The sequence below is a fragment of the Brevundimonas sp. P2_A6 genome, from assembly GCF_056404975.1.
Genome location: NZ_JBFUCZ010000003.1, coordinates 150,362 through 173,359, shown reverse-complemented (window position 1 = coordinate 173,359; position 22,998 = coordinate 150,362). Strand labels below are relative to the sequence as shown.

The following is a 22,998-nucleotide window of genomic DNA, read 5'->3' as shown; positions in this document are numbered from 1 at the left end:
CAGGCTCAGTGTTCCTTTTCCAGCCGATGCCGCCACGCCGACAGTCCGACCCAGACGCCCAAAGCCAGGACGGGCGCGATGATCCCCTGGGCCATCGTCGCATCGAACCGATGCCAGACGTGCTCGATCGCCTTCAGCGGAAAGCCCAGCAGGCCGATGGCATAGTAGGCGATGGCCACGGTCGAGAACCCCTCGACCGCCTGCTGCAGCTTCAGCGAGGTGCCTGCGCGCCGGTCCATGGAGGCCAGCAGGGCCGCGCTGGTCGCCTCGGCGGCCACCTCCACGCGGGTATTCAGCATCTGGGCCATGCGCGCGATGCGGTCGATGGTGGCCCGCTGGCGTTCGGCCACCGCGTCGCAGGTGCGCATGGCCGGGTCCAGACGGCGCTGCATGAACTCGCCCAGCGTCAGCAGGCCCTCGATATGATGTTCGCGCAGCATCTCGATCCGTTCGCGAACGATGCCGTGATAGGCGGCCGCCGCGCCGAACCGGAACCCCGTCCGCCCAATCAGGGCCTCTGTCTCCCCCGCCAGCCCCGACAACTGGTCCAGCAGCAGTCGGTCCGCCTCCGGGTCCGAATCCTCCGACAACCGGTGCGCCAGTTCCGCCGCGCGCCGTTCGATCGCCGACAGCTCGCCACTGGCCTGCCCCGCCACTGGAAAGGCCAGAAGCGCCATCAGGCGATAGGTCTCGATCTCGAGCAGCCCCTGAACCAGCCGCCCGGTCAGGGCCGCGTCTCCCGCGTGGGCCAGCATCAGGAACCGGGTCATCCCCCCGGCGTCGGGCCGGAAGTCGGTCAGGGCGATGGCCGCCCCGTCCGCCAGACTGGCGCCGACCGCCTCCACCCCGAACAGGGCGGCGGTCGCCTTTTCATCGACGGCGGGCCAGACCTCCAGCCGGGTCGCGACCAGCACCTCGCCCGGCATCTGCGACAGCCAGTCTTCTGGCACCAGGTCCAGCGCCGTTTCCGCGAACGGAGCGGTGCCGGTCGGGGTGCGAAAAAAGGTCCAGGTCGACAGCTCGGTATGCCGTTCCCAGCGCAGCCGCCACATCCCGGCATCCAGGGCACACCACCGCGCCTTCGGACCGGGTTCGGACTGGCCCAGCCGACGGCACAGGGCGGTCATGTGTTCGCGATCGCGCGCCTCTCCGTCCTGTCCGGCCAGGGTGGCGATCCGGGTGACCAGGGCGGGGCCGACCAGGGGGGTGAACGGCCGGGCGTGGGCCTCGGCCAGCAGGGCGTCCCGCTGGGGATGGTAATGCCAGCTTCTGGCGGACCCGGACACACTGGCCATTTCGTCCCCCATCGCATCCCTCGCCCCACCGCGACGCGTTGACCCGAACGGTCATGCATGAAACCGTAACTGTCAAACGGATTGGACACTGATGCGCGTCGTCTTCCCCTTCTCGGCCATCGTCGGTCAGGCGGACATGAAACAGGCCCTGCTGCTGGCGGCGGTGGACCGCACGCTGGGTGGGGTCATGGTGTTCGGCGACCGTGGCTCGGGCAAGACGACCGCCGTGCGCGGTTTGGCCGCGCTGCTGCCCGCCCTGCCGGTGATCGCCGGATGCCGCTTCAACTGCGAGCCGGATCGCCCCAGTCCCGCCTGTGACGGCGTCTGCAAACACACCGGCGTCGGCACCACCCCGTCACCCGTCGTCGATATGCCCCTGGGCGCGACAGAGGACCGGGTCGTCGGCGCGCTGGATCTGGAACGCGCCCTGACCCTGGGCGAGAAGGCGTTCGAGCCGGGGCTGCTGGCGCGCGCCAACCGGGGCTTCCTCTACATCGACGAGATCAACCTGCTGGAAGACCACCTCGTCGATCTGTTGCTGGACGTGGCCCAGTCGGGCGAGAACGTGGTCGAGCGCGAGGGCCTCAGCGTCCGCCACCCCGCCCGCTTCGTCCTGGTCGGCTCCGGCAATCCGGAGGAGGGCGAGCTGCGACCCCAGCTGCTGGACCGGTTCGGCCTGTCGGTCGAGGTCCGCACCCCTGACTCCCTGGCCGAACGGGTCGAGGTCGTGAAGCGCCGCGACGCCTTCGACCGCGACCCCGAAGGCTTCGCCAAGGTCTGGAAGTCCAAGGACGCCGCCATCCGCAAGAAGGTCGCGGCCGCCCAGACCCGGCTGGATGCGATCGTGGTGCCTGATGCGGTGCTGGAGATGGGCTCGCGGCTGTGCATGGCGGTCGGGGCCGACGGTCTGCGCGGCGAACTGACGCTGCTGCGGGCCTCTCGGGCCAAGGCGGCGCTGGACGGCCGCGAGACGGTGACGGAGGCCGACCTGCGCCAGATCGCGCCCATGGCCCTTCGCCATCGACTGCGGCGCGGACCCCTGGACGAGCAGGCCTCCACCGTCCGCATCGAACGCGCCATGGACGAGCTGCTGGCGGCATGACGCAATCAGCGGCCCAGGATCGTTGGGCCGACGCCATGCTGGCCGCCGCCCTGCTGGCCGTCGATCCGGGCCTGGGCGGCGTCGTGGTCCGGGCCGGACCGGGGCCGACGCGCGACGCCTGGCTGACCGGATTTCGCGCGCTTCACACCCCCGACACCCCGTGGCGACGCATGCCGCCGGGCATCGGCGACGAGCGACTGCTGGGCGGACTCGATCTGGCGGCGGCGCTCGGTTCTGGCCAGCGGGTTCTTCAGCGCGGTCTGCTGGCCGAGGCGGACGGCGGGGTGGTCATCGCCCCCATGGCCGAGCGGATGGCCACGGGCACGGCCGCGCGTCTGGCCGGGGCGCTGGAGGATGGGGCGGTCCGCGTCGAACGCGAGGGGGTGGCCGAGCGGCTTTCGGCCCGCTTCGTGCTGGTGGCGCTTGACGAAGGCCTCGACGACGAGGTCCCGCCCGAAGCCCTGATGGAACGTCTGGCCTTCCGCATCGAACTGGACACCATCGGCCACCGCGACGCCCTGCCGATCAGCGCCACCCCCGACGACATCGCCGAGGCCCGTACCGTCCTGGCCGAGGTTGCGCCGCCGGGGGAGGACGCCATCCACGCCCTCTGCGCCGCCGCCGATGCCCTGGGTGTCTGGTCCCTGCGCGCGCCCCGGCTGGCGCTGCGCACCGCCGCCGCCCTCGCCGCGCTGGAGGGCCGCGATGTCATCGAACGCGACGACCTGTCCACCGCCGCCCGCCTGGTCCTCAGCCCGCGCGCCACCCGCATTCCCGCACCGCCGGAGGTCGAGCCCGATACCGCCGAGGCCGAGCCGGAACCCGACGACGCCGACACGTCCCAGGACACACAGGCCGAAGGCGAGGACGACGGGCCTGACGACACCGATCAGGGGGAGGGGGCTCTCGACGACATCGTGCTCGAGGCCGCGCGCGCCGCCTTGCCCGAAGGGCTGGAGGCGCTGTGGCTGTCGACGGGGTCGGTCTCCCGCGCCGCGCCCGCCCGATCCGGGGCCTCCGGCGCGCGCCTGCCCGCCGCCAGGCGAGGCCGCCGCATCGGCACCCGGCCGGGCCAGCCCGACGGATCGGCGGGCCTCGATCTGGTCGAGACCCTGAAGACGGCCGCGCCCTGGCAGCGCCTGCGCGGCAAGCGGATCGGATCTGCCGGACCCTTGCGCGTGCGCCGCGATGACTTCCGTGTTCGCCGCTTCGAGCAGCGCTCGGAATCGACGGTGATCTTCGTGGTCGATGCCTCGGGCTCGGCGGCCCTGCAACGGCTGGCCGAGACCAAGGGCGCGGTCGAACTTTTGCTGGCCGAGGCCTATGTGCGTCGGACCCAGGTCGCGCTGATCGCCTTTCGGGGGCAGGGGGCCGACCTGCTGCTGCCGCCGACCCGATCTCTGGCGCGGGCGCGACGGTCGCTGGCCGAACTCGCCGGAGGGGGCGCGACACCGCTGGCCTCAGGATTGGAGGCCGCCGCCATGCTGGCCGTGGCCGAACGCGCCAAGGGACGGACGCCGCTGCTGGTCTTCATGACGGACGGGCGTGGCAACATCGCCCTCGACGGCGGGGCCTTCCGCACACGGGCCGAGCAGGACGCGCTGAACGCCTGCCGCCGCATCCGTGCCGCCGGCCTGCGGGCCGCCCTGATCGACATCTCGGCTCGCCCGCGCGGCGAGGGGGCGAAACTGGCCGAGGCCATGGGCGCGACCTTCGCAGCCCTGCCCTATGTCGAGGCCGGCCGCGTCCGCGATGTCGTCCGGTCGATGGAGGGCTGACGTGGCCTCAGCGACGCTCGTCCGTGCGAACCTCGGCGATGGCCCCGTCGGGAGATTTTTCCATTGGATGCCGGTTGGCGGGCTTCTTCTTGAACATCACCATGCCGATGATCGCGGCGAGCGCGACGATGATCAGGGTGGCGAGGGCGAGCATGGGAATGATGCTGTCGTTCATGGGGCCAGGGCTCCTTCGGACCAGTATGTGGGCGATGCCGATTCAATCGCGTGCCGCACACCGATGTTCCGTAAGGTGAAGGTGTGAGCGACCGTCCGGACTGGAATGTCGACGGACGTGACTGGCCCAATCGCGCCGCCAGCCGGTTCGTGACGGTCGGCGACCTGCGCTGGCATGTGCAGGTCTCAGGTCAGGGGCCTGTGGTCCTGCTGCTGCACGGGGCCGGTGCCGCGACCCACAGCTGGCGGGATGTGACTCCCCTGCTGACCGACCGGTTCACGGTCGTGGCACCGGATCTGCCGGGCCAGGGCTTCACCGCCATGCCCCCGGACCACGGTCTGTCCCTATGGTCCATGGCGCGGCGCACGACGGCCCTGATCGAGGCGCTGGACGTCCGGCCGGCGATCGTGGTCGCCCATTCCGCCGGGGCCGCGATCGCGCTGCGCATGTCGCTGGACGGCCGGTTCGGCGACGCGCCGATCATCGCCGTCAACGGAGCGCTGCAGCCCTTCGCGGGGGCCGTCGCGCCCCTGTTTCGGGGGCTGGCCCTGGGGTTGTTCGTCAATCCGCTGGCGGTCCGGCTGTTCGCCGCCGCCGCGCGAGACCGGAGCCGCGTCGCCCGCCTGATCCGAGGTACCGGGTCGATCATCGACGACCGGGGCATCGACCTGTATCATCGTCTGCTGAGGAAGCCCGGCCATATCGAGGGCACACTGGGCATGATGGCCAACTGGGACATCTCCGACATGCTGCGATCCCTGCCGCAGCTTCAGGCCGACCTGACCCTGGTCGTCGGCTCGCGCGACCAGGCCGTGCCGCCCTCGGTCGCCGAGGACGTGCGTGCATCCCTGCCAGGGGCCGACATCGTAGCTCTTCAGGGTCTGGGCCACCTGGCGCACGAGGAACGGCCGGATCGCGTCGCGGCCATCATCGCAGCCGTCGCGGCATCCCACGGCCTGCTGACGGGAGAGACGGCATGAGTGGCAAGACCGCCTTCTTCATCGAACTGGTTCTGGTCCATGGCGGGGTGCTGGCCTGGGCCATCTGGGAACTGACGTCCCTGCGCCGCTCCCAAGCGAGGGATCGCGAGCTAGCCGCGGAGCGAGCGCGGCATGCGGAAGGGCAGCATCGCCCGAACGAAGGGTGACCTGAGCCGTCCCAGCGACAGGCTTTCGTGCACGCCCTGACACGCCTCGCCCAGCAGATGGGTCCGCAGCATCGAGCGCGAATAGAAGGGCGTGTCCTCCCAGGTCCGCTCCACCGACACCGGCCGGTCGGCGTCGGCCCGCGTGTGACGCGGCATCTTCCACAGGGTCGGCGGCAGGGGGGCGTGGGGCGGCGGCTCGACCGTCTCGGGAACCCCGTGCCGGTCGAACCTCAGGGCCAGCGAAAGGGCCGATCCGTCCTTGCGCTTCAGATCATACAGCACCGCACTGTCGGTCTTCAGATGCGCCCGTGACCAGTCCCAGACCTCGAAGGCGTCTTCCAGTGGTTCGGTCCCGCCGTTGGTGTCCAGGTAGCCTTCGCCCGTCCACGACAGGCCAGGGTCGTCCAGCGTCACCTCGACATGGGCGCGCGGGGCGATGGGCCGCCAGACGTGCCTGCCCGCCGCGTCCAGCGGAAAGGCCGTGCCGTTGATCGCATGGGGCGTGACCCGCACCGTGCCGCGCAGGGCCTTGGGGATCATCGGCGTCGGCGGCACCGGCGCGGTGATCTCGTCGATGCGGATGACCAGGTCGTCCCCGTCCCAGCTCAGGCTGCTGGGGCCGATCTGGATGTGGCGCGCCTCGCGCATCGTCTGACCGGACGGCCGCTCGGTCATCGTCCAGCGCTGGCTGTCGGGGCCATAGAAGGCCACGTTGAGCGCGCAGTGATTCTCGGGCCTGCCTCGCCCCGACCAGGCGTACCAGGGCGAGAAGACGCTACCGACGAAGGCGATAATGGTCAGGCCGTATCGCCCGTCCGCGCTCATCGCATCGACATACCACCAGGCGTAGCCGCCGGGATTTACGCTCGCGTCGAAGCGCGGTCCGCCATGACGGCCGAGGCCGCAGAGCGCCCCGACAGGGCCGCCATCGGCACGCCGGCCCCAGGGTGCGTCGCACCCCCGCAGAGATAGAGTCCCGGCATCCGCGTACGGGCTCCGGGCCGCCGAAAGGCCCCGTCCCAACTGTGCCCCGCCCTCCCGTAGAGCGCGCCACCCGTCGCCGGAAAGCGCCTCTCGAAGGCGTCGGGCGTCGTGATTGCCATCGTCCCGGGGCGGGGGTCCAGGCTGACCCCGCAGCGCTCCATCGAGCGGAAGGTGCGCGAGCGACATGTCTCGATTTCCTCAGTGGAATAGGTGTGGGTGTCGCCGTCGGGCGGCGCGTTGACGATGGCGAACAGGCGTTCCGGCCCGCTCGTCGGGGCGGGGCCGTCGCCGTCGGCCCGGTCCTGGGCGCAGACATAGACGGTGGGGATTGCGGGCATTCGCCCGGCGTGCAGGGCGTCGAACTCGGCCACATAGTCAGGCGAGAAGAACAGGTTGTGCCGCACCAGCGGGGCCGCGATGTCCTCGGCCGTGAAGGCGAAGGTCATGGCCGACAGCGATCGGGTCCTGGGCGGTGTCGGATTGACGGCCAGCGATGCGTCGGCCCCGAAACAGCCCGCCGCCACCGCCGCCGGATCGGCGTTGACGATGATGGCATCGGCCGCGATCCGCTCGCCGGACGCCAGCTCGATCGCCGATGCCCGGCCGCCGTCCTGCACGATGCGGCTGCAGGTCTCGCCATACCGGATCGTCCCGCCGAGGGTGCCGACCAGCCCGGCCAAAGCCTCCGGAATCCTTTGCATGCCGCCCTCCACCAGCCAGACGCCCTGCTGCTCCACATGGGCGATCAGCATCAGGGTCGCAGGGCTCTTGAACGGCGAGGCCCCGCAATAGGTGGCATAGCGCCCGAACAGCTGGCGCAGGCGCGGGTCCTTGAAGTAGCTGCCGAGCTCCGACCACATGGATCGATAGGGCATGATCGACCACTGGTCGGCGGGGCGATGCAGCCCGATGTCCAGCGTCAGCCCGAAAATACTGGGCTTGGCCTTCTTGATGAAGGGGTCCTCCAGCACCCGATAGATCAGCGCCGTGCGCTTGGAGAAGGCCCGGAACCGCCTGGCCTCCGCCGCCCCGGCCAGGTCGCCCACCGCCTCCACAGATCGTTCCAGATCGGCGAACAGGTCGAAGGTCGAACCGTCCGGCCAGCTGTGCCGCGCCAAGGTCTCGGATCGCCGCACGCTCAGGTGATCGTCCAGCGAGGCACCCGCCGCCGCGAACAGGGCGTCGAAGACCCAGCGCATGGTGAAGACCGTCGGCCCCGAATCGATGCCGACCCCGTCGGTATGGATCTCGGACAGCTTGCCGCCGGCGCTTGCGCACCGCTCGACCACGGTCACGTCCATGCCCCGCGCGCACAGGTCCACGGCGGCGCTCAAACCGCCGATCCCCGCACCGATGATGACGACCCGGTCGCCTGGCATTGTCATGTCCTGTTGACACGACACTAAAGGTGTCCACCCTTCTTGACACAAGGTCTTTCGTGTCGCGTCTACCGTCCGGAGCAGAATGTGAACCTCGGTGACCGCTGGCGCGCCTGGCGAAACGGCCTGATCGGCGATCCGGGATTCCAGCGCTGGGCCGCGCGGTTTCCGCTGACCCGGCCCGTGGCGCGCCGCCGCGCCCAGGCCCTGTTCGACCTGTCGGCGGGCTTCATCTATTCCCAGATCGCCCAGGCCTGCGTCCGCTCCGGCCTGCTGGACCGCCTGTCCAAAGGCCCTGCCACGGTCGCCGACCTGTCCACCATCGTCGAGCTGAATGCCGAGGCCACCTTGCGCCTCCTCCGCGCCGCCGTGGCGTTGAAACTGGCCGAGCCCGCCGGTCTCGACCGCTATGGCCTGGGTGTCGAAGGCGCGGCCCTGTTGGGGGCCCCGGGCGTCGCGGCCATGATCGAGCATCATGCCCTGCTCTATGCCGACCTCGCCGATCCCCTGGCCCTGCTGAGGCGCGGAGGCGGGGGCGGGGCCCTGGCCGGCTATTGGCCCTATGCGGACGGTGAAACGCCGGACCCGCAGGCGGCCGCCGCCTATTCACAGCTGATGTCGGCGTCCCAGGCCATGGTCTCGAACCAGGTGCTGGATGCCTACGATGTCTCGCGCCACGGCCGTCTGATGGATGTCGGCGGCGGGCAGGGGACCTTCCTTCGCGCAGTCGCCGCCCGCGCGTCCCGGCTGGACCTGTCCCTGTTCGACCTGCCCCCCGTCGCCGCCCGCGCCCGCGATGCCTTCGCCGCCGACGGCATCGCGCTGGACGCCACCGGCGGCAGTTTCTTCGACGATCCCCTGCCGAAGGGCGCCGACGTCGTCAGCCTGATCCGCATCCTGCACGACCACGACGATGGGCCCGCACTCGACATTCTGCGTGCCGTCCGGGCCGCGCTAGAGCCGGGCGCGACCCTGCTGATCGGTGAACCGTTCGCCGCCGAGCCAGGAGCCGAGCGCGTCGGCGACGCCTATTTCGGCATGTATCTGCTGGCCATGGGCTCCGGTCGCCCTCGCCCGACACGCGAAGTGATCGGCATGTGCCGGACCGCCGGATTCTCGACGGCCCGTCGGGTTTCGACCGCCATGCCGATGATCGCCGGGCTGGTTGTCGCCCGCGCTTGACCGTCAAAAGTGTAATCAAGATTTGACAACCAAAACTGTCAATCTAAGCTGACACTCGGGAAGGACGCCTATGGGGGCGCGCATCCCGAAGGCGATCCGATGAACACCTTGGCTGTCGTCCTGGAGGAGCCCCGCCATCTGGCGCTTCGCCGACTCGACCTGAAGCCTGCCGGTCCCGACGACGTGGTGGTCGATGTGGACTGGAGCGGAATCTCGACCGGAACCGAACGCTTGCTGTGGGACGGGCGCATGCCCCACTTCCCCGGCCTCGGCTATCCGCTGGTCCCTGGATACGAATCGGTCGGCCGGGTCGTTGATGCCGGGGAAAATGCACGGGATCGGATCGGTCAGCGCGTCTTCGTCCCCGGATCGTCCCACTTCATCGACGCGCGCGGCTTGTTCGGCGGTGCCGCCAAGACCCTGATCACGCCCCAGGCCCGCACCGTCACCCTGCCGGACGGTCTGGAGGACCAGGGCGTCCTGCTGTCGCTTGCGGCCACCGCCTATCACGCCATCGTCGGCGGCACGGCTCCGGACCTGATCGTCGGCTACGGCACGCTCGGTCGTCTGTTGCTCCGCATCACCGAGGCCATGGGCCACGAAAAGCCGACCGTCTGGGAGACGAACGTCACCCGCCGCAATGGCGTGGCCATCCACCCCGACGCCGACGACCGCCGCGACTATCGCAGCATCTATGACGCGTCGGGTGCCGAAGACCTGATGGACTTCCTGGTCGCGCGTCTGGCCCGCAGCGGCGAGATCGTGCTGGCCGGCTTCTATGAGGCGCGGCTGTCGTTCGCCTTCCCCATGGCCTTCATGAAGGAGGCGCGGTTCCGCATCGCCGCCGAGTTCAAGCCGGAAGACGTCGCGGGCGTCACCGCCCTCATCACCTCGGGGCACCTGAGCCTCGACGGACTGATTACCCACCGCATGGCGGCCTCCGAAGCGAACGACGCCTATCCCGTCGCCTTCCAGGATTCCGACTGCCTGAAAATGATCCTCGATTGGAGGAACTGCGCATGACCATCACCCTGATTTCCCACAAGGCGCTCCGCGAAGAGGCCAAGCAGGAGCCGGATCCCGTCCACACGGGCGAGGTCACCAAGGAAACCCAGATCATCGCCATCTACGGCAAGGGCGGATCGGGCAAGTCCTTCGCCCTGTCGAACCTCAGCTACATGATGGCCCAGCAGGGCAAGCGTGTCCTCCTGATCGGCTGCGATCCCAAGTCCGATACGACCAGCCTGCTGTTCGGCGGCAAGTCCTGCCCGACCATCATCCAGACCTCGGCGGCCAAGAAGCTGACCGGCGAAGAGGTCAAGATCGAGGACGTCTGCTTCCAGCGCGACGGCGTCTTCGCCATGGAGCTTGGCGGACCCGAGGTCGGTCGCGGCTGCGGCGGACGCGGCATCATCCACGGCTTCGAGCTGCTGGAGAAGCTGGGCTTCCACGACTGGGGCTTCGACTACGTCCTGCTGGATTTCCTGGGCGATGTGGTGTGCGGCGGCTTCGGCCTGCCGATCGCGCGTGACATGTGCCAGAAGGTCATCGTCGTCGGGTCCAATGACCTGCAGTCGCTCTACGTCGCCAACAACGTCTGTTCGGCGGTCGAGTATTTCCGCCGCCTGGGCGGCAACGTCGGCGTGGCCGGCATGATCATCAACAAGGACGACGGCACCGGCGAAGCCGCCGCCTTCGCCGAGGCCGTGGGCATCCCGGTCCTGGCCTCGATCCCGGCCAACGAGGACATCCGCAGGAAGTCCGCCAACTATCAGATAATCGGCACGCCCGACTCGGAATGGGGCAGCCTGTTCGCCGGTCTGGCGGAAGCCGTGTCGCTGTCCCTGCCGCAGCATCCCAAGCCCTTGACCCAGGACGGCCTGCTGGGCCTGTTCGATCCGGACACGACCGGCGCGGCCGTCACCCTGATCCCGGCGAGCCAGAGCGACATGCGCGGCGTCGACTTCGTGCCCAAGGCCTCGCTCGAAGTCATCTACGACGAGGCGGTCTGAAGATCATGGCCGACGGTCCCGCCCCCATCGCCAACGACCACGCCGCAGAGCCCGTCTCGCTCGATGGCGGCTGCCACGGCGGCAAGGCCGAGCTGACGGCGGCGGCGTCGAAGGCCGGCAAGTCCGAGGTTCTGGCCCGCTACGCCAAGGACTATCCGGTCGGCCCCCACGACCAGCCGCAATCGATGTGCCCGGCTTTCGGGTCCCTGCGCGTCGGCCTGCGCATGCGCCGCACGGCGACGATCCTCTCGGGCTCGGCCTGCTGCGTCTACGGCCTGACCTTCACCAGCCACTTCTACGGTGCCCGCCGCTCCGTCGGCTATGTGCCGTTCAACTCCGAGAGCCTGGTCACCGGCAAGCTGTTCGAGGACATCCGCGAGGCGGTGTTCCAGATGGCCGATCCGGAGCTCTATGACTCCATCGTCGTGACCAATCTGTGCGTGCCCACCGCGTCCGGCGTGCCGCTGCAATTGCTTCCCAAAGAGATCAACGGCGTCCGCATCGTCGGCATCGACGTGCCGGGCTTCGGCATCCCGACCCACGCCGAGGCCAAGGACGTCCTGGCCGGTGCCATGCTCAACTATGCGCGCAAGGAGGTCGAGGCCGGCCCCGTCGCCGCGCCCAAGGAACGCTCAGACAAGCCCACCGTCACCCTGCTGGGCGAAATGTTCCCCGCCGATCCCATGATCATCGGCCGGATGCTGGAACCGATGGGCCTGGCCGCCGGACCGGTGGTCCCGACACGCGAATGGCGCGAGCTGTATTCGGCGCTGGACTGCGCCGTCGTCGCCGCGATCCACCCTTTTTACACCGCCAGCGTGCGCGAGTTCGAGGCCGCCGGTCGCAAGGTCGTGGGCTCCGCCCCCGTCGGTCGCGACGGCACCGCCGCCTGGCTCCAGGCCATCGGCGAGGCCTGCGACGTGCGCCAGGGCCAGATCGACGGCATCAAGAACGCCATGCTGGGTGCCATCGGTGCCGCGCTCGCCGCCACCCCGATCAAGGGCCGCATCGTCGTCTCCGGCTATGAGGGCTCCGAACTGCTCGTCGCCCGCCTGCTGATCGAGAGCGGCGCCGAGGTCGAATACGTCGGCACCGCCTGCCCGCAGACAAAGTGGTCGGACCCTGACCGCGAATGGCTGGAATCCAAGGGCGTCACCGTCAACTACCGCGCCTCGCTGGAACAGGATCTGTCGGCGGTCGATGCGATCAAGCCCGACCTCGCCATTGGCACCACGCCGGTGGTCCAGCACGCCAAGGCGCTCTCGATCCCGGCGCTGTATTTCACCAACCTGATCTCGGCCCGGCCCCTGATGGGACCGGCGGGCGCAGGCTCGCTGGCCCAGGTCATCAATGCCGCCATCGGCAACAAGGCCCGGTTCGACCGCATGACGTCCTTCTTCGAGGGCGTGGGCAAGGGGGATACCGCCGGCATCTGGTCCGAGACGCCCGTCGCCCGGCCCGAGTTCAAGGCCCGCTACGCCAAGCTTCAGGCTGCGGCGGCCAAGGCCGAGGAGCACGTCGGCACATGACGCTGATCCTCGATCACGACCGCAGCATTGTTGGTTTGCGCGATTATTCGCAGCGAGGGGCCGCATGACCCTCATCCTGGATCATGATCGCGCGGGCGGCTACTGGGGCGCGGTCTACGCCTTCACCGCCATCAAGGGCCTTCAGGTCATCATCGACGGCCCGGTGGGCTGCGAGAACCTGCCGGTCACCTCGATCCTGCATTACACAGACGGCCTGCCGCCGCACGAACTGCCCATCGTCGTCACCGGCCTGGGCGAGGACGAGCTGGGCCGCCATGGCACCGAGGGCGCGATGAAGCGCGCCTGGCAGACGCTGGACAAGGATCTGCCCAGCGTCGTCGTCACCGGCTCGATCGCCGAGATGATCGGCGGCGGCGTCACGCCCGAGGGCACCAATATCCAGCGCTTCCTGCCGCGCACCATCGACGAGGATCAGTGGCAGTCGGCTGATCGCGCCCTGACCTGGCTGTGGACCCAGTTCGGGCCCAAGAAGATGCCGCGCCCGCGCCCTCTCGCCGAGGGCGACAAGCCCCGCGTCAACCTGATCGGCCCGATGTACGGCGTGTTCAACATGCCGTCCGACGTCGCCGAGATCCGTCGCTTGATCGAAGGCATCGGATGTCAGGTTAACATGACATTCCCGCTCGGCAGCCACCTCGCCGACGTGCGCAATCTGGCCGACGCCGAGGTCAACGTCTGCATGTACCGCGAGTTCGGGCGCGGCCTGTGCGAGGCGCTCGAGAAGCCTTACCTCCAGGCCCCGATCGGTCTGGAATCCACGACCCTGTTCCTGCGCCAGCTCGGCGAAATGACCGGCGTCGATCCCGAGCCCTTCATCGAGCGCGAGAAGCACACGACGATCAAGCCGCTGTGGGATCTGTGGCGTTCGGTCACCCAGGACTTCTTCGCCACCGCCAGCTTCGCCATCGTCGCCAACGAGACCTATACGCGCGGCGTCAGGAAGTTCCTGGAGGACGACCTCGGCCTTCCCTGCCAGTTCGCCATCTCGCGCGTCGCGGGCACCAAGTCCGACAACGCCGAGGTCAGCCGACTGATCCGCGAGACCAAGCCCCTGGTCCTGTTCGGCAGCATCAACGAGCGGATCTATCTGGCCGAGGCGTCGCAAGGAGCGGCAGGCGGCTTTGGCCCCTCCGGCGTCTGGGTGCCGGCCTCCTTCCCCGGTGCCGCGATCCGCAGGCACACGGGCACGCCCTTCATGGGCTACGGCGGCTGCACCTATCTGGTCCAGGAAGTCTGCAACGCCCTGTTCGACGCCCTGTTCAACATCCTTCCCCTGGCGTCGCAGATGGACAAGGTCGAGCCGACGCTGGCCCGTCCCCACGCCGAACTGCACTGGGAGGAGGCCGCCGCCGACGAACTGGAAAAGCTCGTCGCGTCCCAGCCCATCATCGTTAGAATTTCCGCGGCCAAGCGCCTTCGGGACACGGCCGAACGCGCCGCCCGTCAGGCCGGGGAGGACCGGGTCACCCTGGACCGCCTCTATGCCGCCAACGCCATCGTCCTGAACGGGAGGGCCGCGTGATGCGCCGCCTGACCCAGATCGGACCCGCCTTCCTTCGTCCGGCTCGTCCGGGCGGCGGAAACGACCACGGGACTTCCCCGTGGTCGAAGACTAGCTCCAACGAAAGGAGTAGCGATGTCTCATCTACCTGACGAAAGACCAGTGGGGTCCCTCACCGGACTCACGCCAGAAGCGGCCAAGGAATTCCACGGCCTCTTCATGACCAGCTTCATTGCTTTCACGGTCATTGCGATCGTGGCGCACGTTCTGGTCTGGTACTGGCGTCCCTGGCTGGGGGCCTAGGTCTCCACTTTACTTTGTCGTCGTGGGCTAATCCTGCGTCGTCGCCAACAAAGCCGGACACCGGCTATGGAGGACTACAGTTATGTGGAGAATTTGGCTCCTATTCGATCCCCGTCGGGCGCTGGTCGCGCTCGCCGTCTTCCTGTTCACCCTGGCTCTGCTGATCCACTTCATCCTGCTCAGCTCGCCTCGGTACAACTGGATCGACGGTGCTCAGGCCACACCCGCTGCGGCTTCTGCCGCCGCACCCTAACGGGCGTTCTACCGCTGATGCGGCGCGCGGACGGAGACGGAGCAATCCGGTTTCCGTCCACGCGACCGCGATCGCGATCGCAAAAAATGTCCAGCTCGCGGGGCGAGATGAAGGACGGAGACGGTCATGGCCTTACTGAGTTTTGAGCGAAAATACCGGATCAGGGGTGGCACCTTGATCGGCGGCGACATGTTCGATTTCTGGGTCGGGCCGTTCTACGTCGGCTTCTTCGGTGTCACGACGGCCTTCTTCGCCGCGCTGGGCACCGCGCTGATCTTCTACGGGGCGTCGCTGGGCGACACCTGGAACCCGTGGCTGATCACCATCAATCCACCCGACATCAAATACGGCCTGTCCCTGGCGCCCCTGCGCGAAGGCGGCATCTGGCAGCTGGTCACCATCTGTGCGGTCGGGGCCTTCAGTTCCTGGGCGCTGCGAGAGGTCGAGATCTGCCGCAAGCTGGGCATCGGACTGCACGTCCCGATCGCCTTCGGGGTCGCCATCCTGGCCTATGTGACGCTGAACGTCGTCCGGCCCTGGTTGCTGGGTTCGTGGAGCGTCGGCTTTCCGTACGGCATCTTCAGCCATCTGGATTGGGTGTCGAACACCGGCTACCAGTATCTGAACTTCCACTACAATCCCGCGCACATGATCGCCGTGAGCTTCTTCTTCACGACGACGATGGCGCTGGCGCTGCACGGTTCGCTGGTTCTGGCCGCGACCAACCCCGGCAAGGGCAAGCCGGTGCGCCAGCCCGAGCATGAGGACACCTTCTTCCGCGACTTCATCGGCTATTCGGTCGGCACCCTGGGCATCCACCGGGTCGGCCTGTTCCTGGCGCTTTCGGCCGGGTTCTGGAGCGCGGTCTGCATCATCATCAGCGGACCGGTCTGGACCGCGGGCTGGCCCGAGTGGTGGGACGGCTGGCGCAACCTGCCGATCTGGCAATAGGGGAGGGGGGAACCATGTCCGCCTATCAGAATATCTTCACCCAGGTTCAGGTCCATGGTCATCCGGAGGTCGGGGTTCCCGGCGACTCCATGGACGACTGGCGCGTCGGCAAGCCGTTCTTCGTCCACCTGATCGGACGGATCGGCAACGCCCAGATCGGCCCCATGCATCTGGGCTGGACCGGCGTCATCTCTCTGCTGACCGGGTTTCTGGCCTTCGAGATCGTCGGCCTGAACATGTTCGCGTCCGTCGGCTGGAACCCGGCCGAGTTCGTCCGGCAGCTGCCGTGGCTGGGGCTGTATCCGCCTCCGCCCGAGCAGGGTCTGAACATCTTGCCGCCGCTTAACCAGGGCGGCTGGTGGCTGATCGCCGGTTTCTTCATGACCACCTCGGTCATCACCTGGTGCATCCGGTCCTATGTCCGGGCCAAGGCGCTGGGTCTGGGGACCCACACCACCTGGGCGTTCGCCTCCGCCATCTGGCTCATGCTGGTGCTGGGCTTCATCCGCCCAATCATGATGGGCAGCTGGTCGGAAGCCGTGCCGTTCGGCATCTTCCCGCACCTGGACTGGACCGGCGCCTTTTCGATCACCTACGGCAACCTGTTCTACAACCCGTTCCACTGCCTCTCGATCGTCTTCCTGTATGGCTCGACCCTGCTGTTCGCCATGCACGGCGCGACCATCCTGGCCACCAGCCGCTACGGCGCGGAACGCGAGGTCGAACAGATCACCGATCGCGGCACCGGTGCCGAACGCGGGGCCCTGTTCTGGCGCTGGACCATGGGCTTCAACGCCACGATGGAATCCATCCACCGCTGGGCCTGGTGGTTCGCCGTCCTGACCACCCTGACCGGCGGCATCGGCATCCTGCTGACGGGCACGGTCGTCCCCAGCTGGTACGACTGGGCCATCGCGCACAACTACGCACGGTAGTTGCCCCACAACGGCAATCCAGAGGGCGCGTCGGGTTTAACCCGCCGCGCCCTTTGCGCGTCTGGACTCCCCTTAATCCGCTCATCCTGGCGAAAGCCGGGATCCAGTTCTGTCGCGAGGCAGGGCGTTGGACTGCGGTTCGTCGTCTCGGCAGGCAGACTTCGCCCAAAGCACTGGATCCCGGCTTTCGCCGGGATGAGCGGGAGGTGGGTGACGTGCGACGCGTCATCGTCTTTGATCCGTAACATCGGCGGTCTATGCGGGGGCTCCCTCGAACGATCCGGTGTCGCGATGTCCCGTCTGCTGGCCAGTGCCTGCGTCCTCCTTGGCCTATGCCTGCCGGGCACCGTCATGGCCCAGGGCGCGGCGAGCGGTCGCGAACAAGCTGTCGCGAGCGACAGCGCCCCCTCACTCGTCGTCACCATTGTGATCGATCAGTTCAGCGCCAATCTGTTCAACCAGTATCGCGGCCGGTTCACCGGCGGCCTCCGCACCCTGGCCGATCAGGGGCTTGTCTACGCCAACGGCTATCAGGCCCAGGGCATCACCAAGACCTGTCCCGGCCACGCCACGGTGCTCAGCGGGGCCTATCCGACGACCGTGGGCATCCCGTCCAATGAATGGATCGACCCGGTGAGCGGCCTTCAGGTCTATTGCCTGGGCGCTCCGCAGAACACTCTGGCCGACGGCGGCCCTGGCGAGAACGGGCGGGTCGGCCCCGACAACATCCGCGTGACCATGCTGCCGGACTGGCTGAAGGCCGTCAGCCCGCAGAGCCGCGTCTATGCGGTGTCCGGCAAGGACCGCGGAGCCATCAACCTGGCCGGCCACCATCCTGATGGGGCCTTCTGGGTGCTGGAAGGGTTCGGCCTGACCACATACGTCGAACCCGGCCAGACGGCCGAGGAGCGCCTGCGTCCCGTCGCCGATTTCAACACGGCCTATCGCGCGCGCTTCGCCGCGGATCCTGTCGGGCGCTGGACCTACCAGCATGACTATTGCCGCAGCCTGAAGGCCGACAGCACGCTGTACGGGCAGGTGCTGCACGCCGACCTCCCCCCCGAGCATTACAATCTCGAAGACTCGCCCGCCCTGGACGAGACGACCTTGGCGGCCGCCACTGACGTTCTGGAACGGCAGCAACTGGGTCGTCGCGGCGTCACCGACATGCTGGGCGTCAGCCTGTCGGGCACCGACAAGATCGGCCACGCCTATGGCACGCAGGGACCGGAGATGTGCGAACAACTGCTGCGGATGGACGAGGCGCTGGGCGCGTTTCTGGACAAGGTCGCGGCCGTCCCGGGCGGCGCGGTCGTCGTCCTGACCGCCGACCACGGCGGGTCGGATTCGCCGGAGCGGATGGCCGAGCGCGGCGCGCCCGCCGGCCGCAACGACCGCGACATGCTGCCCCGCATCAATGCCACCCTGCAGTCTGAGTTCGGGCTGATGTACGCGCCGCTGCAGAGCGGCGCGACCGGCCTGATCGTGGCCGGCGCCGACCACATCCTGCTGCCGCCGGCCCAGCGGGCTCCGATCGTCGCGGCGGCGGTGACCCTGCTGAACCAGGAGCCGGACGTCGCGCTCGCCGTCGCCACCACCGATCTTCTGGCCGATCCCATGCCTGCCCGCGACGTGGAGCCCGAGGCCCTGTCGGTGCGCCAGCGCCTGCGGCTCAGCGCCGTGGCCGACAAGGGGGCCGACATCATGGTCGCCTACGCCCCCTATCTGACGGGACAGACCCGTCCCGGTGGGGCGATCGCCAGTCACGGCTCGGTCTGGGATTACGACCGCCGCGTGCCGATCATTTTCTGGCGTCCGGATGGCCCGTCGCAGGAGCGGTTCTGGCAGATTCGCACCGTCGACATCGCGCCCAGCCTGGCCAATCTGATGGGCATCGCACCGGCGGCCACGGTCGAAGGCCTCTGCCTTGACCTCAGCGTCTATGGGGCACCGGCCTGCCCGGCGGTCGAGCCGGCTCGGTAACAGCGACTCACTTCCTGTTTCCCTGGCCGGAGCCGGTCTGACGCCGCGCACGTTTCGTGGCACAAGGCGTTCGGGAAACGATGCCGGCCAATGCGCCGGACCAGGTGAGACACATGATCAGAGCACGCCGCGCGCGCATCGTCGCCACTCTGGGCCCGGCCAGCCGCGCGCCCGGCATGGTCAAGCAGTTGGCCGAGGCGGGTGTCGATGTCTTCCGCCTGAACTTCAGCCATGGCTCGCACGAGGATCACGCCGCCGCGCTCAAGGCGGTGCGCGGGGCCGAGATCGCCCTGCAGCGCCCGCTGGGGGTGCTGGCCGACCTGCAGGGACCGAAGCTTCGTCTCGGCCGGTTCGCCAATGTCGAGATCGACGTGAAGCCAGGCCACAGGATGCGCTTCGATCTGGACCCGACGCCCGGCGACGCGACGCGGGTGCAGATGCCCCACCCGGAGATTTTCCGCGCGCTGCGCACCGGCATGCTGCTGCTGCTCGACGACGGCCGCGTGCGTCTGCGCGTCGGCGAACGCACCGACGACTGGGCCGATGTGACGGTCGAGAGCGGCTCCAAGCTCAGCGACCGAAAGGGTGTCGCGGTGCCCGAGGCCGTCGTTCCCGTCTCGGCCCTGACGCCCAAGGACCGCGAGGACCTGGCCTTCGCCCTGCGTCTGGGCGTCGACTGGGTGGCGCTCAGCTTCGTGCAGAAGCCCGAGGACATGGCCGAGTTGAAAGCGATCGTGAAGGGCCGCGCCGCCTGCCTCGCCAAGATCGAGAAACCCCAGGCCCTGGCCGACCTGGATGCCATCCTCGATTACTGCGACGGCGTCATGGTCGCGCGCGGCGACCTGGGCGTGGAGATGGATCCGGAGGAGGTCCCGGTCGCCCAGAAGCGTATCATCCGCGCCGCCCGCCAGCGTGGCGTGCCCGTGATCGTGGCCACCCAGATGCTGGAATCGATGACCGCCTCGCCCGCGCCGACGCGGGCAGAAGCCTCCGACGTCGCCAATGCCGTTTACGAGGGCGCGGATGCCCTGATGCTGTCGGCGGAGACCGCCTCGGGCGACTACCCGCTGGAGGCCGTGGGAATCATGAGCCGGATCATGGAGCGGGTCGAAGCCGATCCCCTGTGGCCCAGCCTGATGGACGCCGAGCATGCCGGCATGGACGACATCGACGCCGACGCCCTGGTCGCTGCGGCACGCAAGGCGGGCGAAGCCCAGTCCACCGCCTGTATCGTCATCTTCACCACGCTCGGCGGCACCGCGCGCCGCATGTCGCGCGAACGCCCGCTGCAGCCCATGCTGGCCCTGACGCCAAAGCCGGAAACGGCACGCCGTCTGGCCCTGGTGTGGGGCCTGGAGCCGCGCCTGGGCAAGGAGCCGACCAGCCTGGAAGACGTAACGGACGACGCGGTCAAATCGGCGATGCAGTACGGCCTGGCCCAGCCCGGCCAGCGCGTCCTGATCCTGGCCGGCACCCCCTTCGGTGCCCCGGGGGCTGCGAATCTGCTGCGACTGGCGCATGCTCCGGCCAAGAAGGCGAAGAAGGACTGACCCTCTCCCATAGTGAGAGGGCTTGAGCGCACGATCACACCAGTGATCGTCCTGGCGCGAAAGGGTGAGGGGACCGATGTCGACGATCAGCCACCGTAACCCCTCACCTGACCGCGCCAGAACGACGGCTGCGCCGCCGTGCGCGATCTCCCTCTCCCGCTGGGAGAGGGAGGCTTTTCGATGATCAAATACCTCGGCTCGAAGCGCGCCCTCATCGACCCGATCACCTCGGCGGTGCACGCCCTGCTGCCGAACGGCGGCCATGTCTGCGACCTGTTTTCTGGCACCGCCCGCGTCGGCCATGCGCTGAAGGGGCAGGGGTTTCGGGTCTGGTCCAACGACCACAACGCCTATGCCGCGACGCTCGCCACCGCTTATGTCCAGGCCGACCGCGATCGCTGGCACGACAAGGCTACCGCGGTCCTCGCCGACCTCGCCACCACACCCCCCGCCCCCGGCTGGTTCACGAAAGCCTTCTGCGAGGACGCCCGTTACTTCAGCCCGGCCAATGGCGCCCGCATCGACGCCATGCGCGACCGGATCGAGACCATGGGGCTGGAGCCGGAGCTGCAGGCCATCGCCCTGGTCGCCCTGATGGAGGCCGCCGACCGGGTCGATTCCACCGCCGGTCTGCAGATGGCCTATATGAAGTCCTGGGCCACGCGCGCACTCAAGCCGCTGGAACTCCGCATGCCCGCGCTCCAGCCCGCCGTCGCCGCCGGACCCTGCCGCGCGACCCAGGGCGACGCGCTGGACATCGCCTCGGCCTTCGACGGGGATCTCGTCTATCTGGACCCGCCCTACAACCAGCATTCCTACCTCGGGAACTACCATGTCTGGGAAAGCCTGATCCTGTGGGACAGGCCCGAAACCTATGGCGTCGCGAACAAGCGGATCGACGTGCGGACGCGCAAGTCCGCCTTCAACTCCAAACCCGGGATCGGCCCGGCGCTGCAAGCGGTGATCGAGGCGATCCGCGCCCCTCATTTGATCGTCTCGTTCAACGACGAAGGCTATCTGAGCCGCGATCAGCTGGTCGCCATGCTGTCGGTGCGCGGACCGGTGCGGGTGATCGAGATCCCCCGCCCGCGCTACGTCGGGGCCCGCATCGGCATCCATAACCGCAGGGGCGAGAAGGTCGGGGCCGTGGGGCGGCTGCGCAACGTCGAATATCTGTTCGTGGTCTCGGACCGGGCCTCGGCCCTGGCCGCTTGACCCGTCAACGGCCGCGAGTCTCTATGGCGACCCAGACCCATCGAGGCGCGATCGTGACCACTCCCGAAGGCCCGAATGAGGACGCGACGCCGGTCGAGATCGCCCATCCCGGCGTCTTCTCGGGTCCGCTCCACATGCCCGCCCCGCAACCCTCGGCCCGCACGGTGACGGAGGCGTATCAGACCGCCGCGTGGCGCGCGCCCGCCGCGACCCGCTTCGACGGACGTCCGGCCAACGACTTCCTGACCCGCGCCGAAGCGTTCGTGCCTGTTCGGACTTATGCCGCCCCGGCGTCTCAGGCGTCGATCGAAAAGGGGCCGGCCGGTTGGCTCACCTTCGCCGTTGGAGCCTGCGTCGCCGCGCTGCTGGGCGCGCTGGTCGGCGGCATCCTGTCGGTCTGAAAGCTCAAACCTCCAGCAGCGCCCGGATCGGGGCCCACGTCCGGCGGTGGATCGGCGAGGGTCCCATCGCCTGCAGGGCCTGCGAATGGACCGGCGCATTGTATCCCTTGTGACCCGCGAAACCGTAGCCTGGATACAGACCATCCATCTCGACCATCACCCGGTCCCGCGCCGTCTTGGCCAGGATCGAGGCCGCCGCGATCGACAGCGATAGCCCGTCGCCGCCCACCACCGTCTCCACGTCGCAGGGCAGCTTGAACCGATAGTTTCCGTCCACCAGCGCGGCGACCGGCGCGACATGTAGCGCCTCGATCGCCCGACACATGGCCAGGCCGGTCGCATGCAGGATGTTCAGATCGTCGATCTCCTCGACCGAGGCGAAGCCGACGCCCCAGGCCACGGCCCGGGCCTTGATCTCGCCCTCCAGTTCACCCCGCCGCGCCGCCGTCAGGGCCTTGGAATCGTCTATGCCGCTGGGCAGATCGTCCAGGTTCAGGATAACCGCCGCCGCCGACACCGGCCCCGCCCACGGCCCGCGCCCCGCCTCGTCCACGCCGCAGACCGGCCCCCCGACCCGCTGGACCAGCAGGGTCTCCAGCGCCATCGTCGGAAACGCGCGCGTCGTCTTGGGGGCGGGGGTCTTCACGACCGCGCCATACCCCGAACCTCGGCGTGGCGAAAGCACTCCACGCCGTGATCGTTCACCATGCCGGTCGCCTGCATGAAGGCATAGACGATCACCGGCCCGCAGAAGCCGAAGCCCCGCGCCTTCAGCGCCTTGGACATCGCCACCGATTCCGCCGTCTGCGTCGGCCGTGCCGCGCTGTCGGGCCAGGCGTTCTGGATCGGCGCTCCATCCACGAACGACCACAGCCAGCCTGCGAAATCCTCGCCCCGGTCCCGCATCGCGACGAAGATCCGCGCCCCCCGGATGGTCGCATCGATCTTGGCCCCCGACCGCACGATGCCCGCATCGGCCATCAGCCGCGCCCGATCCGCCTCGTCATAGGCCGCGACCCGGTCGGGATCGAAGCCGTCGAACGCCGCCCGGAACGCCTCGCGCTTCTTCAGGATGGTGATCCAGCTCAGACCCGCCTGGAAGCCATCCAGCACCAGCTTTTCCCACAATGCCCGCGCGTCGCGCTCGGGCACGCCCCATTCCGTGTCGTGATAGGCGACGTACACGGGATCGGTCCCGCACCAGGCGCAGCGGGTGTGCGATTCGGTCATGGCACGAGCATACGCCCCGACACCAAAAAACCCCGCCGGTCGCGGGGACCGGCGGGGCGTGGAAGGGTAAAG

The 22,998-nt window shown here is 68.6% G+C and carries 22 protein-coding genes; 16 read left to right on the top strand and 6 right to left on the bottom strand.

The annotated features are described in order from the left end of the window. Positions 1 to 5 precede the first annotated feature (5 nt). The gene (locus AC1DW4_RS09850) at positions 6 to 1,295 is read right to left on the bottom strand and encodes a DUF3422 family protein (RefSeq protein ID WP_477017081.1); all 1,290 of its coding nucleotides are present in this window, start codon (positions 1,293 to 1,295) and stop codon (positions 6 to 8) included. A gap of 91 nt (positions 1,296 to 1,386) precedes the next feature. On the opposite strand from AC1DW4_RS09850, the gene bchI reads away from it, so the two are divergent. Together bchI and AC1DW4_RS09840 are read left to right on the top strand one after the other, a co-directional pair. Continuing rightward, positions 1,387 to 2,397, top strand: a complete 1,011-nt coding sequence (bchI, locus tag AC1DW4_RS09845; RefSeq protein ID WP_477017080.1) for a magnesium chelatase ATPase subunit I — start codon at positions 1,387 to 1,389, stop codon at positions 2,395 to 2,397. Next, positions 2,394 to 4,175, top strand: coding sequence for a magnesium chelatase subunit D (locus AC1DW4_RS09840; protein ID WP_477017079.1), 1,782 nt, complete (start codon positions 2,394 to 2,396; stop codon positions 4,173 to 4,175). The genes bchI and AC1DW4_RS09840 overlap by 4 nt, the downstream gene beginning before the upstream one ends. A 7-nt stretch (positions 4,176 to 4,182) precedes the next feature. On the opposite strand, the gene AC1DW4_RS09835 is transcribed toward AC1DW4_RS09840, so the two are convergent. Continuing rightward, entirely contained in the window at positions 4,183 to 4,350 is a 168-nt protein-coding gene (locus AC1DW4_RS09835; protein WP_477017078.1) for a hypothetical protein, read from the bottom strand. Between the two features lie 83 nt (positions 4,351 to 4,433). Between AC1DW4_RS09835 and bchO the strand changes: the two genes are divergently transcribed. After that, complete coding sequence (gene bchO, locus AC1DW4_RS09830; RefSeq protein ID WP_477017077.1) at positions 4,434 to 5,330, top strand: alpha/beta fold hydrolase BchO; 897 nt, start codon at positions 4,434 to 4,436, stop codon at positions 5,328 to 5,330. Positions 5,331 to 5,440: 110 nt separating this feature from the next. Here bchO and AC1DW4_RS09825 read toward each other — a convergent pair whose 3' ends face one another. Both AC1DW4_RS09825 and crtD read right to left on the bottom strand, forming a co-directional pair. Beyond that, a complete protein-coding gene (locus tag AC1DW4_RS09825; protein ID WP_477017076.1) occupies positions 5,441 to 6,322 on the bottom strand; it encodes a hydratase in 882 nt (293 codons plus the stop codon). 35 nt (positions 6,323 to 6,357) lie between these two features. Beyond that, positions 6,358 to 7,860, bottom strand: coding sequence for a 1-hydroxycarotenoid 3,4-desaturase CrtD (gene crtD / locus AC1DW4_RS09820; RefSeq protein WP_477017075.1), 1,503 nt, complete (start codon positions 7,858 to 7,860; stop codon positions 6,358 to 6,360). Between the two features lie 87 nt (positions 7,861 to 7,947). Between crtD and AC1DW4_RS09815 the strand changes: the two genes are divergently transcribed. From AC1DW4_RS09815 to AC1DW4_RS09755, 13 genes are all read left to right on the top strand, one after another. Continuing rightward, positions 7,948 to 9,042 (top strand): methyltransferase, encoded by a 1,095-nt coding sequence (locus tag AC1DW4_RS09815; RefSeq protein ID WP_477017074.1) that lies wholly within the window; start codon positions 7,948 to 7,950, stop codon positions 9,040 to 9,042. Between the two features lie 99 nt (positions 9,043 to 9,141). Then, positions 9,142 to 10,065: a chlorophyll synthesis pathway protein BchC gene (bchC, locus tag AC1DW4_RS09810; protein WP_477017073.1), complete on the top strand. Its 924-nt coding sequence runs from the start codon at positions 9,142 to 9,144 to the stop codon at positions 10,063 to 10,065. Next, positions 10,062 to 11,054: a chlorophyllide a reductase iron protein subunit X gene (locus AC1DW4_RS09805; RefSeq protein ID WP_477017072.1), complete on the top strand. Its 993-nt coding sequence runs from the start codon at positions 10,062 to 10,064 to the stop codon at positions 11,052 to 11,054. The genes bchC and AC1DW4_RS09805 overlap by 4 nt, the downstream gene beginning before the upstream one ends. A gap of 5 nt (positions 11,055 to 11,059) precedes the next feature. Beyond that, positions 11,060 to 12,583, top strand: a complete 1,524-nt coding sequence (gene bchY / locus AC1DW4_RS09800) for a chlorophyllide a reductase subunit Y (RefSeq protein ID WP_477017071.1) — start codon at positions 11,060 to 11,062, stop codon at positions 12,581 to 12,583. Between the two features lie 64 nt (positions 12,584 to 12,647). After that, a complete protein-coding gene (gene bchZ / locus AC1DW4_RS09795; protein WP_477017070.1) occupies positions 12,648 to 14,126 on the top strand; it encodes a chlorophyllide a reductase subunit Z in 1,479 nt (492 codons plus the stop codon). Between the two features lie 141 nt (positions 14,127 to 14,267). Then, the gene (gene pufB / locus AC1DW4_RS09790; RefSeq protein ID WP_477017069.1) at positions 14,268 to 14,408 is read left to right on the top strand and encodes a light-harvesting antenna LH1, beta subunit; all 141 of its coding nucleotides are present in this window, start codon (positions 14,268 to 14,270) and stop codon (positions 14,406 to 14,408) included. 82 nt (positions 14,409 to 14,490) lie between these two features. After that, positions 14,491 to 14,661, top strand: coding sequence for a light-harvesting antenna LH1, alpha subunit (gene pufA, locus AC1DW4_RS09785; protein WP_013270447.1), 171 nt, complete (start codon positions 14,491 to 14,493; stop codon positions 14,659 to 14,661). A gap of 126 nt (positions 14,662 to 14,787) precedes the next feature. After that, positions 14,788 to 15,612, top strand: a complete 825-nt coding sequence (pufL, locus tag AC1DW4_RS09780) for a photosynthetic reaction center subunit L (RefSeq protein WP_477017068.1) — start codon at positions 14,788 to 14,790, stop codon at positions 15,610 to 15,612. A 14-nt stretch (positions 15,613 to 15,626) separates the two neighbouring features. Further along, positions 15,627 to 16,547, top strand: coding sequence for a photosynthetic reaction center subunit M (gene pufM / locus AC1DW4_RS09775; RefSeq protein WP_477017067.1), 921 nt, complete (start codon positions 15,627 to 15,629; stop codon positions 16,545 to 16,547). 291 nt (positions 16,548 to 16,838) lie between these two features. Further along, entirely contained in the window at positions 16,839 to 18,530 is a 1,692-nt protein-coding gene (locus tag AC1DW4_RS09770) for an alkaline phosphatase family protein (RefSeq protein ID WP_477017066.1), read from the top strand. A 113-nt stretch (positions 18,531 to 18,643) separates the two neighbouring features. Continuing rightward, positions 18,644 to 20,080 carry a pyruvate kinase gene (gene pyk / locus AC1DW4_RS09765; RefSeq protein ID WP_477017065.1) on the top strand — a complete coding sequence of 479 codons (1,437 nt, stop codon included), beginning with the start codon at positions 18,644 to 18,646 and terminating at the stop codon, positions 20,078 to 20,080. A 180-nt stretch (positions 20,081 to 20,260) separates the two neighbouring features. Next, positions 20,261 to 21,295, top strand: coding sequence for a DNA adenine methylase (locus AC1DW4_RS09760; RefSeq protein ID WP_477017064.1), 1,035 nt, complete (start codon positions 20,261 to 20,263; stop codon positions 21,293 to 21,295). A 53-nt stretch (positions 21,296 to 21,348) separates the two neighbouring features. Next, complete coding sequence (locus AC1DW4_RS09755; RefSeq protein ID WP_477017063.1) at positions 21,349 to 21,696, top strand: hypothetical protein; 348 nt, start codon at positions 21,349 to 21,351, stop codon at positions 21,694 to 21,696. A gap of 4 nt (positions 21,697 to 21,700) precedes the next feature. Here the strand turns inward: AC1DW4_RS09755 and AC1DW4_RS09750 are convergent, their stop codons facing one another. Both AC1DW4_RS09750 and AC1DW4_RS09745 read right to left on the bottom strand, forming a co-directional pair. Beyond that, on the bottom strand, positions 21,701 to 22,300 hold the full coding sequence (locus AC1DW4_RS09750) for a ribonuclease HII (RefSeq protein ID WP_477017289.1): 600 nt from the start codon (positions 22,298 to 22,300) through the stop codon (positions 21,701 to 21,703). A gap of 38 nt (positions 22,301 to 22,338) precedes the next feature. Beyond that, positions 22,339 to 22,926: a DNA-3-methyladenine glycosylase I gene (locus tag AC1DW4_RS09745; protein WP_477017062.1), complete on the bottom strand. Its 588-nt coding sequence runs from the start codon at positions 22,924 to 22,926 to the stop codon at positions 22,339 to 22,341. Positions 22,927 to 22,998: the final 72 nt, after the last annotated feature.

Excerpts from the sequence above, each read along its gene's own strand:
- AC1DW4_RS09850 (WP_477017081.1), bottom strand. The coding sequence starts at position 1,295 with ATGGCCAGTGTGTCCGGGTCCGCCAGAAGCTGGCATTACCATCCCCAG.
- bchI (WP_477017080.1), top strand. The coding sequence starts at position 1,387 with ATGCGCGTCGTCTTCCCCTTCTCGGCCATCGTCGGTCAGGCGGACATG.
- AC1DW4_RS09840 (WP_477017079.1), top strand. The coding sequence starts at position 2,394 with ATGACGCAATCAGCGGCCCAGGATCGTTGGGCCGACGCCATGCTGGCC.
- AC1DW4_RS09835 (WP_477017078.1), bottom strand. The coding sequence starts at position 4,350 with ATGAACGACAGCATCATTCCCATGCTCGCCCTCGCCACCCTGATCATC.
- AC1DW4_RS09825 (WP_477017076.1), bottom strand. The coding sequence starts at position 6,322 with ATGAGCGCGGACGGGCGATACGGCCTGACCATTATCGCCTTCGTCGGT.
- crtD (WP_477017075.1), bottom strand. The coding sequence starts at position 7,860 with ATGCCAGGCGACCGGGTCGTCATCATCGGTGCGGGGATCGGCGGTTTG.
- bchC (WP_477017073.1), top strand. The coding sequence starts at position 9,142 with ATGAACACCTTGGCTGTCGTCCTGGAGGAGCCCCGCCATCTGGCGCTT.
- AC1DW4_RS09805 (WP_477017072.1), top strand. The coding sequence starts at position 10,062 with ATGACCATCACCCTGATTTCCCACAAGGCGCTCCGCGAAGAGGCCAAG.
- bchY (WP_477017071.1), top strand. The coding sequence starts at position 11,060 with ATGGCCGACGGTCCCGCCCCCATCGCCAACGACCACGCCGCAGAGCCC.
- bchZ (WP_477017070.1), top strand. The coding sequence starts at position 12,648 with ATGACCCTCATCCTGGATCATGATCGCGCGGGCGGCTACTGGGGCGCG.
- pufA (WP_013270447.1), top strand. The coding sequence starts at position 14,491 with ATGTGGAGAATTTGGCTCCTATTCGATCCCCGTCGGGCGCTGGTCGCG.
- pufL (WP_477017068.1), top strand. The coding sequence starts at position 14,788 with ATGGCCTTACTGAGTTTTGAGCGAAAATACCGGATCAGGGGTGGCACC.
- pufM (WP_477017067.1), top strand. The coding sequence starts at position 15,627 with ATGTCCGCCTATCAGAATATCTTCACCCAGGTTCAGGTCCATGGTCAT.
- AC1DW4_RS09770 (WP_477017066.1), top strand. The coding sequence starts at position 16,839 with ATGTCCCGTCTGCTGGCCAGTGCCTGCGTCCTCCTTGGCCTATGCCTG.
- pyk (WP_477017065.1), top strand. The coding sequence starts at position 18,644 with ATGATCAGAGCACGCCGCGCGCGCATCGTCGCCACTCTGGGCCCGGCC.
- AC1DW4_RS09760 (WP_477017064.1), top strand. The coding sequence starts at position 20,261 with ATGATCAAATACCTCGGCTCGAAGCGCGCCCTCATCGACCCGATCACC.
- AC1DW4_RS09750 (WP_477017289.1), bottom strand. The coding sequence starts at position 22,300 with ATGGCGCTGGAGACCCTGCTGGTCCAGCGGGTCGGGGGGCCGGTCTGC.
- AC1DW4_RS09745 (WP_477017062.1), bottom strand. The coding sequence starts at position 22,926 with ATGACCGAATCGCACACCCGCTGCGCCTGGTGCGGGACCGATCCCGTG.